Origin of the sequence: Flavivirga abyssicola (assembly GCF_030540775.2) — a bacterium.
Taxonomy (GTDB): Bacteria; Bacteroidota; Bacteroidia; order Flavobacteriales; family Flavobacteriaceae; genus Flavivirga; species Flavivirga abyssicola.
This window is the reverse complement of the sequence record NZ_CP141266.1, coordinates 259,460-271,953: the sequence shown is the minus strand read 5'-3', so window position 1 is coordinate 271,953 and position 12,494 is coordinate 259,460. Positions and strand designations below refer to the sequence as shown.

The 12,494-nt window shown below is 27.5% G+C and carries 12 protein-coding genes; all 12 read left to right on the top strand.

All coding sequences use genetic code 11. The features are described from left to right. Positions 1 to 777 carry a glycosyltransferase family 2 protein gene (locus tag Q4Q34_RS01155; RefSeq protein ID WP_303317372.1) on the top strand — a complete coding sequence of 259 codons (777 nt, stop codon included), beginning with the start codon at positions 1 to 3 and terminating at the stop codon, positions 775 to 777. A gap of 16 nt (positions 778 to 793) precedes the next feature. After that, positions 794 to 1,741, top strand: coding sequence for a glycosyltransferase family 2 protein (locus Q4Q34_RS01150; RefSeq protein WP_303317373.1), 948 nt, complete (start codon positions 794 to 796; stop codon positions 1,739 to 1,741). A 10-nt stretch (positions 1,742 to 1,751) separates the two neighbouring features. Next, entirely contained in the window at positions 1,752 to 2,720 is a 969-nt protein-coding gene (locus Q4Q34_RS01145; protein ID WP_303317374.1) for a glycosyltransferase family 2 protein, read from the top strand. Further along, positions 2,721 to 3,572 carry a glycosyltransferase family A protein gene (locus tag Q4Q34_RS01140; RefSeq protein WP_303317375.1) on the top strand — a complete coding sequence of 284 codons (852 nt, stop codon included), beginning with the start codon at positions 2,721 to 2,723 and terminating at the stop codon, positions 3,570 to 3,572. A gap of 7 nt (positions 3,573 to 3,579) precedes the next feature. Further along, the gene (locus tag Q4Q34_RS01135) at positions 3,580 to 4,428 is read left to right on the top strand and encodes a glycosyltransferase family 2 protein (protein ID WP_303317376.1); all 849 of its coding nucleotides are present in this window, start codon (positions 3,580 to 3,582) and stop codon (positions 4,426 to 4,428) included. A 79-nt stretch (positions 4,429 to 4,507) separates the two neighbouring features. Further along, positions 4,508 to 5,233, top strand: a complete 726-nt coding sequence (locus Q4Q34_RS01130) for a glycosyltransferase (RefSeq protein ID WP_408611505.1) — start codon at positions 4,508 to 4,510, stop codon at positions 5,231 to 5,233. 40 nt (positions 5,234 to 5,273) lie between these two features. Further along, positions 5,274 to 6,332, top strand: coding sequence for an acyltransferase family protein (locus Q4Q34_RS01125; protein ID WP_303317378.1), 1,059 nt, complete (start codon positions 5,274 to 5,276; stop codon positions 6,330 to 6,332). A gap of 5 nt (positions 6,333 to 6,337) precedes the next feature. Next, entirely contained in the window at positions 6,338 to 7,405 is a 1,068-nt protein-coding gene (locus Q4Q34_RS01120; RefSeq protein ID WP_330444568.1) for a glycosyltransferase family 2 protein, read from the top strand. Positions 7,406 to 7,412: 7 nt separating this feature from the next. Continuing rightward, complete coding sequence (locus Q4Q34_RS01115) at positions 7,413 to 8,564, top strand: glycosyltransferase (protein ID WP_303317380.1); 1,152 nt, start codon at positions 7,413 to 7,415, stop codon at positions 8,562 to 8,564. Next, on the top strand, positions 8,561 to 9,715 hold the full coding sequence (locus tag Q4Q34_RS01110; protein ID WP_303317381.1) for a hypothetical protein: 1,155 nt from the start codon (positions 8,561 to 8,563) through the stop codon (positions 9,713 to 9,715). Before Q4Q34_RS01115 ends, Q4Q34_RS01110 begins: the two co-directional genes overlap by 4 nt. A 47-nt stretch (positions 9,716 to 9,762) precedes the next feature. After that, complete coding sequence (locus tag Q4Q34_RS01105; RefSeq protein WP_303317382.1) at positions 9,763 to 11,229, top strand: hypothetical protein; 1,467 nt, start codon at positions 9,763 to 9,765, stop codon at positions 11,227 to 11,229. 99 nt (positions 11,230 to 11,328) lie between these two features. Further along, entirely contained in the window at positions 11,329 to 12,483 is a 1,155-nt protein-coding gene (locus Q4Q34_RS01100; RefSeq protein WP_303317383.1) for an acylneuraminate cytidylyltransferase, read from the top strand. Positions 12,484 to 12,494: the final 11 nt, after the last annotated feature.

Here is a 12,494-nt window from a genome sequence, read left to right as displayed (position 1 = left end):
ATGCTTATATCCATTATTACAATAAATTATAATGACAAACTTGGATTGAAAAAAACCATTAATAGTGTACGTAGCCAAACGTATTCTAATTTTGAACATATTATAATTGATGGAGGTTCTAATGATGGGAGTAAAGAACAAATAGTTGCTAATAAAGATTATTTAGCCTATTGGGTTAGTGAACGTGATAATGGTATTTATAATGCTATGAATAAAGGCATTAAAGTTGCCAAAGGAGAGTATCTGTTTTTTTTAAATAGTGGAGATGACTTTACAGATAAATATGCTCTAAAAAACTTAAGTATTTATTTAAAAGGTACTGATATAGTATATTTTAATATTAATCAAATTCAAAATAATTCCATAAAGTTAAAAAGGACACCAAAGGTATTATCATTTGACTTTTTGCATTCCGATTTACCTCCTCATCAATCAACATTTATTCATAAACGATTATTTGAGGAATTCGGATATTATGATGAGCATTTAAAAATTGTTTCAGATTGGAAATTCTTAATTGAAGTGCTGATTAAGCATAATGCGACTTATGAATATATTGATGAGGTTTACACAAATTTTTATAAGGACGGAATAAGCTCTTTACCAGAAAATATTAATTTAATAAAAGAAGAAAGAGAGGAAGTTTTAAATAATGAATACACTATTTTAATGAATGATTTAAAATATAAGTATAAATTAGAAAGAACTTTGAGGACTTTAAGAAAATCAAGGAAAATAAAAATATTAATCAAATTAGGGCTAATCAATAGGTTTTAATATACTAATCTAAAACATGAAATTTTCAATATCTGTTATTATCCCAGCATATAATGTAGAACGTTTTATAGAAAAAGCGATACAATCAGCTTCAAAACAATCTCATGTGGCTGAAGTTATAGTTGTTGAAGATGGAAGTGCAGATAACACTAAAGCAATTTTAGAGAAGCTTTTAACTGGTAACCCGAAACTAAAAGTCTTTCATCATGAAAATAATGTTAATAAAGGACGTTCAGCTAGTAGAAATTTAGGAATTAAAAAAGCTACGGAAGATTTTATTGCTTTTCTTGACGCAGATGATTTTTACTTAGAGAATAGATTTGTAAATGACAAAGAACTATTTAAATCTAATAGCAACGTAGATGGTATTTATAATGCTATTAGTGTACATTTTTATAGAGAAGCAAATATTTTAGAAAAGGATAGGTTAAAGTTAACCACAGTTAGAAAAAAAGTTATACCAGAGGAACTTTTTGAGGCTTTATTAAATGGCGGTTTTGGTCATTTTCATATCGATGGGTTAACACTTAAAAAATCTATTTTTAACAAAGTTGGTTATTTCAATGAAGATTTGTCAGTAGCAGAGGATACTGATTTGTTTTGGAAGATGGCTTTAAAATCTTGTCTAATAGGAGGGGTTATTGATACTCCTGTTGCAGTGCGAGGAGTTCATGATTCAAATGTATTTAACAAGGAAGATTTATACTACAAGTACAGAATAAAACTTTACGAATCACTTATTTTTTGGTCTAATAAAAATCAAGTTTCACTAGAAAGAATAGATTTGTTACTTAAATGGATTTGGTTAATAAAATATAAAGATGAAGATTCCTTATTTAAGAATATTTCATATTGGTTTTTTCTGTTTTTTAATAATTCAAGAATTTTGTTTTCAACATTAAGTATAAAATATTTTCCTTTAATTAGGCTTAGAAAAAAAATGTTACCATTTTTATTCCCTTAATATTTCTTTAATGAGAAACCCTTTAATATCAATAATAATTGCCACTTATAATAGGGGAAACCTTATAGATAAAACACTTGACTCTATTCTATTACAAACATATAAAAATTGGGAATGTATTATTGTTGATGATGGATCGGTAGATCAAACAGAGGATGTAATAAATAAATATGTAAAAAAAGATACTCGTTTTCAATACCATAAAAGACCAGAAGAAAAAGCAAAAGGAGGTAATGCCTCACGTAATTACGGATTCCAATTAAGTAAAGGAGATTATGTAAATTGGTTTGATGATGATGATGTTATGTTAAAAGACTTTTTAAAAACTAAAATAGAAGCGTTTTCTTCTAAAGTAGATTTAGTTATTGCTTCTCATTATATAGTTGACAAAAATTTAAAAAATAAATCTAGAGTAGAACTAAAAGAAGAATCTTACTTATTGAAAGATTATTTATTCTGGAAATTAAAATTCATCACGGGTTCTGTCTTGTTTAGGAAAAAGTATTTATTTAGCAACCAATTGTTTAATGAAGATTTAACTAGAGGTCAAGAGACCGAGCTATTTTCAAGATTATTTTTTCAATTATCAAAAGATCGCTATAAAATATTAAATATCCCACTATTTTTATATAGGCAACATGATAAGACTAAAAGTAGTGAAAATTTAAAATATATAAAATCGTATAAAGAATCTCAAAGTTATACTGCTGTAGAAATTCTGAAAAAAAGTATTGAATTAAAAGATAATGCTTTATTTATTTCATACTACAAGTATTTAATAAATGCTTTTTTTAGAAGTTTAGAGAATAATCATAATACAAATGCTAGATTTATTTCAAAAAACTTATTTTCCATTATAAAAGGAAAGAATAAAAGTTTTGGGATAGAGTTTTTATTGATAAGCAACTTTTTTTTGTTTTTGTCAAAGGGAATTTATAAAGTAGAAAAACGCTGGAAAAGGCAAAAAATAAATGTATAAATGGAGGTGAAAAGTAATGTTACTGTTATTATTCCTTGTTTCAATGATGGTGCTTATATTATAGAAGCATTAAACTCCGTTTTAAATCAGACTTTAAAACCTGAAAAAGTTATAATTGTAGATGATGGTTCTGATGCTAAAACTAAACAGATTATAGAAAGTATAGATTTTAAAGCGGTAGAAATTATTTTTCAAAAAAACAAAGGAGTTAGTAGTGCTAGGAATAAAGCAGTTAGTTTAGCTAAAACTGAATTTATATTGAATTTGGATGCTGATGATTATTTTGACCTTACATTCATAGAAAAGGCTGTTGATGTTTTAAATAATAATTCAAAAATAGCAGCCGTTGGATGTTATGCTAAAACTTTAAAAAATAATAAATTAAAATCAGAAATAAGGAAGCCATTAGGGGGTAGTATAAAGAACTTTTTGATAAGAAACAATTTGTCTGCTAATTCTATGTTTAGAAAAGAGTGTTGGGAAAAAGCAGGAGGTTATGATGAACAAATGACCAGTGGTTACGAAGATTGGGAATTTTGGATTTCAATTTTAAAAAATAATTGGGAATCACACGTTATTAAAGAACCATTATTTATTTATAGAATTAAAAATAACTCAAGGGATGCCAATGCATTAAAACGTTATGATTTTAAATTGAGACGTTATATATTCGACAAGCATAAAGAGCTTTTTTTAAATCATTACGAATTTTGTATTACACAATTATTAAGAGATAATAGTGTCTTAAGAGCAGATAAAATTAAGACGAAAGATTCATTAGACTATAAAATAGGTAATTTATTATTAAAACCTTTAAGAGTACTCAAAGGAATAATTTCTAATAAAGAATAAAAATGCTATGAATATTTTAGTTTCTATCATAGTTCCTTGTTACAACCAAGCACATTTTTTAAGTGTATCGCTTCAATCGGTATTAGATCAAACGTATACAAATTGGGAATGTATCATTGTTAATGATGGAAGTCCTGATAATACTGAAGAAGTAGCTTCTAAATGGTGTGATAAGGATAACAGATTCAGGTATATAGAAAAACAAAACGGAGGGTTGTCTAGTGCAAGAAATAAAGGTGTTTCAATGTCCAGAGGAGCGTATATTTTACCTTTGGATTCAGATGACGTCATTGATAAGTCTTTCTTATCAAAACTAGTTCCTGTGTTACAAAAAGATGATTCATTAGCAATAGTTTCTTGCTACAGCAAATTTTTTAAAGGAGACATAGAAAATATTGTTTACAAATTAAAACCCAAAGGAAGTACTATTAAAAATTTACTTTTTGAAAATAGTTTAATAGCGACTTCACTATTTAGAAAAAAATGTTGGGAGCAAGTCGGTGGTTATGATGAAGAAATGAAAAATGGTTTTGAAGATTGGGAGTTTTGGATTGCTATTACTAAGTTGGGCTGGGAGTACAAAATCGTTAAAGATTATTTATTTTATTATAGAAAATCTGAAGCATCAATGTTGATTAATACTTTAGAAAATCATCGTATATCCAATCTGGAGTATGTACTTAATAAGCATAAAGAGCTTTATAAAGAGAATTATGATAATACAATCAAGTATTTGTTTTTTTTAATAAACATGTACCGTGATACAGATTTGAAGACTAAAAAATCTAATGTATATAAATTAGCAAAATTAATAGGGAAGCCTATTAAACTTTTAAAAAAATTAAATAAGAAATAGTGGTAAGCATATTCTTAATTATTGTATGATTTCAGTTGTAATAAGAAATAAAAATCAGGATCAAGCACTATCTTTTCTTTTGAAAAATTTAAAAGAAAGATACATTGATGATATACAGGAGGTTATAGTAATTGATAATTTGTCAACAGATAGGAGTGAAGAAATTTCTAAACAATTTGGTGCTAAATTCGTTACTATTAAAAATTTTAGTTACGGTGGAAGTGCAAATTTTGCGGCAAAACAAACTAAGTTTCCAATAGTTGTTATGTTTAGTGCCCATTCATACCCCGTGAGTCATGACTTTTTTAAATTGATAAAAAAGAAGTTTCATGAAAAACCGAATTTAGCAGGTGTAAGGTGCCTACACAGCCCTAATGATTACAAAAACTTTATAAATAAAGTACCTGCAAAAATAGATCCTAATAAATCAGGGTTAATTTTTTCGGGTTCAGCTTTTAGTAGACAAGTTTGGGAAAAGTATCCATTTAGAGAAGATGTTGCTACTTTTGAAGATAAAGAATGGACTAAACGTGTTTTAAAAGCGGGATATGATATTGATTTTGTAGCTTCTATTTTTTGTTATCAAATTAAAAGAAATAAAAAACAACTCTTTTTTCGTTTTAAAAATGATGTAGTAGGAAATTATCAGTTATGGCATACTGATGTTGGCTTTATTAGTTCATCAAAAGGATTTATTATGTCGATTTTGAGATTGTTAAAAAGCTTTTTTGTTGATTTTTGGTATATAATTAAGCGATATACTTTTTTAATAAAATTCATATTTAATAAACCAGATAAATTTTAATGTTACAAACTAAAAACAGTTATAAATAATAGTCTTAAAAATGATTAAAAACAACAATTTTGATTTTTTAAGGTTCTTGTTTGCCATATTTGTTGTTATATCTCATGCCTATCCGTTGTCAGGAGGTCATGAAAGCTCCCAATGGATTTATCAAGTTACTAATGGTCAAATAGTTTTGGCTCGATTAGGTTTAGATGGGTTTTTTATTATTAGCGGTTTCTTTATTTTCCAAAGCTTACAGCGTAGTAAAGGGCTTTTAGATTATTTTAAAAAACGATTTCTAAGACTTTTTCCCGCTTTATTTATTGTGTTATTAATAACAATTTTGCTCGCTCAATTTGTGTATGAAGGAGTTATTCCATTTTATAAAAACAAAGAAGTTTATACTTATTTTCCTAATAATTTATCTTTATACAATTTTCAAGCGGTAATAAAAGGGATATTTGATAATAATCCATATCACTCCATTAATAGATCATTGTGGACAATACGTTATGAGTTTTCTTTATATGTAGCGTTATCGTTGCTTTATTTTTTTAGAAACAATAAAAAAGTAATTAGAATATTGCTTTTAATTTGTTTAATGACTTTGATTATAATTTATAACTTTTTTCTATCCAGATTCGCTGGATCCTCTATTTTTGGAATGATAGGTTATGAAATCCTAGATTTAGGAACTTTTTTTGTTTGTGGTAGCTTATTAGCAGCTTTTAATTTTGAAAAGGTTAAGAATAAATGGGTTTTATTGACTGTTGTTTTGATTTTAATGGCTTCCATATATTTTAATTTTTATAACAATACAAAACATATTATTTTACCTATTTTTATTTTACTAATTGGATTTACTCCACTTACTTTTTTTAGTACATTTGGTAAAATAGGGGATTTATCTTATGGTATATATATTTATAGTTTTCCTATACAGCAGACACTTATATATTATTATAAATTAAATGTATATCAGTTAATGTTTTGGTCTCTAATTATTTCTATAGCTTTTGGTTATTTTTCATGGCATTTAATAGAAAAAAAAGCATTGAGATATAAAAAGACATCAATTTTTAAAAAGGATAAATTCAACAAAATAGTTGAGAATTAATTTTTTTGATAACCATTGTATTGACATATAGAAATCGTGATTTAAATATTTTAAAAAAATGTTTAAATAGCTTGTTGAGCCAAAAAAATAAAAACTTTGAAGTTATTTTGGTAGATTATGGAAGTATAGAGGTTTATAAAGAAAAGTTAAATCAAATAATAAAAGAATATGATATAGTAACTGTAATACGCTGTAATACACAAGAACAGCTATGGTGTAAATCTCGAGCGATTAATATTGCTTTAAAGCAATGTAAAACCCCTTATATTTTTATTGGAGACGTAGATATGATATATCACCCAGGGTTCATTGATAAACTAAACGATTTAAAAAGCGATACCCAAATAAGTTATTTTCAAGTTGGATTTTTAAATGAATCAGAATCAAAAAGTGATAAGGCTTTTAACGATTATATAATTAATTTTAAATCTAGTGAAGAAGCAACGGGTATGACTTTGTTTAATACAAAAGCTTTAAATTCTGTTAATGGTTATGATGAATTTTATCATGGTTGGGGAGCCGAAGATACCGATGTGCATGAAAGGTTGAAAAATATTGGTTATAAAGTTGATTTTTATTCAGATACAGTTTTAATGCTTCATCAATGGCACCCAAAGTATTATAGAAATAAAAATGATATAGCTCCTTTTCATAATTCATTAGAGCAAATAAATTACGAATATTTACAGTTTTCGAAAAAATATAATAAGACAAAAGCAAATAATAAATTTTCTTGGGGTACATATAATAAGTCCGATTATAGTGCTCTAAAAAAAATAAATACAACTTATAATTTAACCAATAAAAAGGCAGAATTAAAAGCCTTTATAAATAATGTTTTACTTTCAGAAGAAGGTAAAGTCATTGAAATCATAATTAAAAAACATAAAGCATTTAAATCATTAAAGGAAACTACTAAGAAACTTTTAAGAAAAAAAACAATAAGCTTTATAGAAATGGAAGATGTTAATAATTTGCTTTTGGAGAACATCATTATGAATTTGAGAAATAAAGCCTATCAATTTCAATATAATACCATTCATCAAAGGATTCATTTAATTATTAAATTATAATTTAATCATGAAAATACTTTTGGTATCCATGAATTCTATTCACTTTGTTCGATGGACAGAACAACTTAAAGATTCTGGATATGATGTGTATTGGTTTGATATTTTAGATGGCGGTAAAACAGATCGGTTACCTTGGGTACATCAAATTGTAGATTGGAAACGAAAATTTAAAAATTTAAAAGGGAGATATTTTTTTAAAACATATATGCCTTTTTTATACAGTAAACTTCATTTTTTATTTGAACATAAAGTTACAGAAACTTTTGAAAAAGTAATACATGATATTAAGCCAGATGTGGTTCATAGCTTTGTCTTACAAATTTCTTGTTTACCTATTTTAGATGTTATGAAACGACATAAAAATATAGTTTGGTTATATTCTTCTTGGGGTAGTGATTTGTACAATAAAGCAAACAAACCGAGTTATGAAAATGATCTTACTAGTGTTTTACCTAAAATTGATTACTTGATCACTGATAATTTAAGAGATTATAAAATCGCAAATAATTATGGGTTCAAAGGCGATTTTTTAGGAGTATTTCCAGGCGGAGGCGGTTTTAAATATAACGATTTAAATAAAGATTGGTTATGGCCTGTTGATAAACGAAAAACTATTTTAGTAAAAGGATATCAAGGAAAATTAGGGCGGTGTATAGAAGTGATTAAAGCTTTAGTATTGTTGAAAGAAGATTTAAAAGGGTATAACATTGTGATTTTTGGTGCAGATGAGGATGTTATTGAATATATAAAGACAAAAAATACTGTTTCCGAGTTTTCATTACAAGTTTTTCCGAGAAAAGAGTTTAAATCTCATGAGGACATTCTAAAACTTATGGGTATGTCACTAATATACATAGGAAATAGTGTGTCTGATGGCTTACCTAATACTTTGTTGGAAGCTGTAGTTATGGGAGCTTTCCCTATACAATCAAACCCAGGAGGAGTTACTGAAGAAATTATTACGCCGTATAAAAACGGGTTATTGATAGAAAAGAGTAATGATATTCAACATATTTCGGAACTAGTAGCTTTATCTATAAAAAATACAGCATTAATTAAAAGTGCTTTTATATTGAACCAAAAAAAGATTAAACCCAAATTTGAATATACTTATATTCATAAACAAGTACTTAAAGCTTATAATAGTTTACTAGAATGATTATATATCTCCCAGAAATAATTATAAAAAATGATTCCTGCATTCTTCAAACCGTTTTTGAAATTGATGGTAAAAAAGATATCTTATGGTATAAAATTCCCTTAGAATATAAAGATTATTTAGTTGTAGAGAATTTAGACGCAGCTTTAATTGGGTTGTTAATTTTGGCGATGAAAAAGAAAGAAAACATCTATTTAAAAGGAAAGGTTTCTTCAAAATTATATTATGGACTTTCAAATTATTTAATAAGAGCAATAGATCTTGCATATCCAGAGTATGAAAGTATTGAAATTATACCAGATTCACTAAGTGAGGTCGTTTTTAATAATGAAAACATAACTTCAACAGGAGTATCCTGTGGTATCGATTCGTTTGCTACAATTGCTATGCATCATGGTCTTGAAAGTAGTTATGCGATTAAATATTTGACTTATTTTAATGCGGGATCACATGGTGTATATGGAGGTGAAATAGCTAATAATATTTATAATAAGAGACTTTTAAAAGTTAAAGATTATGCACGAAAAGTTAATTTGCCTTTGGTTTTAATTGAATCTAATATTATGGAAGTTATAGATGTGAATTTTCAAAGCCTCCATACCTTAATTCATTTGTCGTGTGTACTTAGTATACAAAAGTTGATACGAACATATTATTATGCATCTTCTTTTAGGTTTGATTATTATAATATTTATGGCATAAATAGTAGTTGGGATATTTTAATATTGAAGCTTTTAGAAACAGAGTCTACAAATTTCTATTCATCGGCTTCTCAATACACTAGGTTTGAACGCACCAAAATAGTTGCTGATTATGAACCTTCTTATCATTTTTTAGACGTGTGTACAGACGCTCAAAATTCAAAAAAGATTAATTGCTCAAAATGTGAAAAATGTGTTCGGACGCAATTGACATTGGAACTTTTAGGAAAGTTAGAAGCGTATGATTCGGTTTTTGAATTCGATGTCTATAAAAAATATCGAGATCGATTTATTAGTGAATTACTAACGGATAAAAACATGAATCAGACTAATAAAGACCTGTACAGGGAATTGAGAATAAATAAGCAAATTAATTTTAGACACCATGTCTTAAATATCGTTTCTTCAATAAAAAGAAAGCTCTATAAATTAAAAAAGCAGATCACATAAATTTAGGTTTAGGAATTTATCTGATAAAAATTATACATTAATTATAAATGAAGCATGTAGCCAATCAGGAAAGTATAAAAAATAATATTATAGCCATAGAAAAGCAATTCTCAGTAGACAAATGGAAAATAGGAGGAATTGATGTTTGGCCTTATATTAGGATTATACTTTATATGTCTTTTTTAACGCAATCGAATCAATCCTTAGGTCATAATGATTCAATAAAAAAGACTAAAGGGAAGGCCTTGTTGTTGAGGAAAATAGGGTTACCTTTTTTGTTTATTAAGGCGTTTTTTAGTCAGCTTATTTTTTTTTCAAAGTTAAAAAAAAAGAAAATCCTTTTTTTTGGATCACATATACATCGAGTGAAACAGAATGGAGAGTATTTCAATAGGTTTTATGATTCTATTGTAGATTATTATAAATTATATAATAATGTTTATATGATTGAATATCAAAAGGTTTATGAGAATTCTTTTAATAAAAAAGCAGTCATTAATCTGAGTAAAGAATTAAACAATTATAAACTTTTGAGAAAGTTAGAAAGATACAAGAAACCGTTAAATCATTCTGTGTCTTTAGAAGGTTACGATACATTTTTAGATACGTTAAAATCTTTTGATCTTGATATTGGATCTATGCGAATAACAAAAGAATATTTGGTAAAATGGACTGCAAAGATTGTTTCTATTCAACCTTTTTTTAAGCGTTTTTATGAAAAAACGAATTCAGAAAAAATTGTGTTTTTAGGATATTATGGTTTGGATGATTTATACGCTGCCTTAATTACTGCAAATCAAATGAATATTAAAACTGTCGATTTTCAGCATGGTCCACAAACTAATGTACATATGGCTTATTCGCATTGGACGAAACTACCGAAGGACGGCTTTAATACTATGCCAATCGAGTTTTGGAATTGGGATAAAGAATCTAAAGAAAATATTCACAGTTGGTCTAAAAACACGACTAATGTAAAGCCTTTGGTGTTTGGACAACCATATCTTCATTATTGGTTAAAACATAATAAGAATAGTAAAGAAGAAGAGAAAATTATTTTATATAGTATGCAAACCTCACCATTGGATTTGTTTACGGATAAATTAGTTTCGTTAATTAAACAATCAGAATATAAATGGGTACTAAGGTTGCATCCAAGGAATAAAACGGCCATTCAAAAATTAAATCATTTTCTTAAAAAAAACGAGATTAGTAATAATACAATTATTCAAGACGCATATTCGGTGCCTTTACCAAAAGTTCTTTCTAACTCAATACTCCATATAACTAATTATTCAGGCTGTGTTATTGAGGCTCAGATGATGGGAGTTACAACAGTTCTAGTTCATCAAATTGGTCTTGAGATGTTTATGGATTATATAGATGACAGTCAAGTATATTATTTAAGTCAAAAAAACGAAAATTTCCTTCAAAGTTTTGAGAGCATAGTTTCTAAAATGCCAAATCATAAAAATCAAACTAACTTGGTCAAATTAGGAAACCCTTTGGATTAATTCTTTTATTAGGCATTTTATTGTTGCTTTCTTATTTTTTCGTTCGTAAAAATCTGTATTTTAGCGATTGTTCTTTTTTTAACTAACTATTTAGCAATAATGAAAAAAATAGGTTTTATTCCATTAAGAAAAGGTTCAAAAGGAATACCAAATAAAAATAAACGTAAAATGGTTGGAAGACCATTATTTACATGGGTTTTAGGAGAAGCTATTTTTTCTGAACTTGATGCTATTTATGTTTATACAGATGATGAAGGTATTATTGAATTTATAACAAAAGAGTATAGTTGGACTGATAAGGTAAAAGCTTTGTTAAGAAGTGAAAAAAGTGCAAGCGATACCGCATCAACAGAATTTGCTATGTTAGAATTTGGCAAATCTATAAATTATGATTTTGATATCTTTTGTCTGTTACAAGCGACCTCTCCTTTTACAAGAAGAGATGATATCAATGCTTGTTTAGCTAAAATTGGTAATGAATATGATTCGACTCTTACGGTTGTAAATACACATCGTTTTTTATGGAAGGAAAACGGAACACCAATAAATTATAATCCTCTTAAAAGACCGAGGCGTCAAGATTTTGAAGGACTGTTGATAGAGAATGGAGCTGTCTATGTTGTTTCTAAAGAAGCTTTGAAAAAGAATAAAAATAGATTAGGAGATAACGTCGCTATTGTAAAGATGGCAGACGAATCTTTAATGGAAATTGATACAGAATCTGATTGGATTGCTATTGAAAGTCTATTAATTGAAAGGCAAAAACGAGAAAAAGAATCAAAGAAAATAACACATGTTGTTTTAGATGTTGATGGTGTCTTTACAGATGGAACGATAACCTATACCAAAGACGGAGAGCATACTAAAAGTTTTGATATGAGGGATGGTATGGGGCTCGAAATTTTAAGGCAATTTAATGTTGAAGTTATGGTGATGACATCGGAAGATTCACAACTCGTTTCTAAACGGATGCAAAAACTAAAAATAGAGCATGTATTTTTAGGCGTGAAAGATAAATATACATTGCTGAATAAAATTGTATCAGATAAAGGAATCGATTTAAGTAACATAGCCTATGTAGGTGATGATGTTAACGATCTCACAAATATATGTAGTGTAGGTTGGTCATTAGCACCAAATAATGCCACCAGTATTGTAAAGCAACATGCAGATGTAGTGCTTTCTAAAAATTCTGGAGCAGGAGCAATTCGAGAAGCATGTCAGTTTATAATGAATTATAATAAAAGATTTTAAGAAGTCTCAAA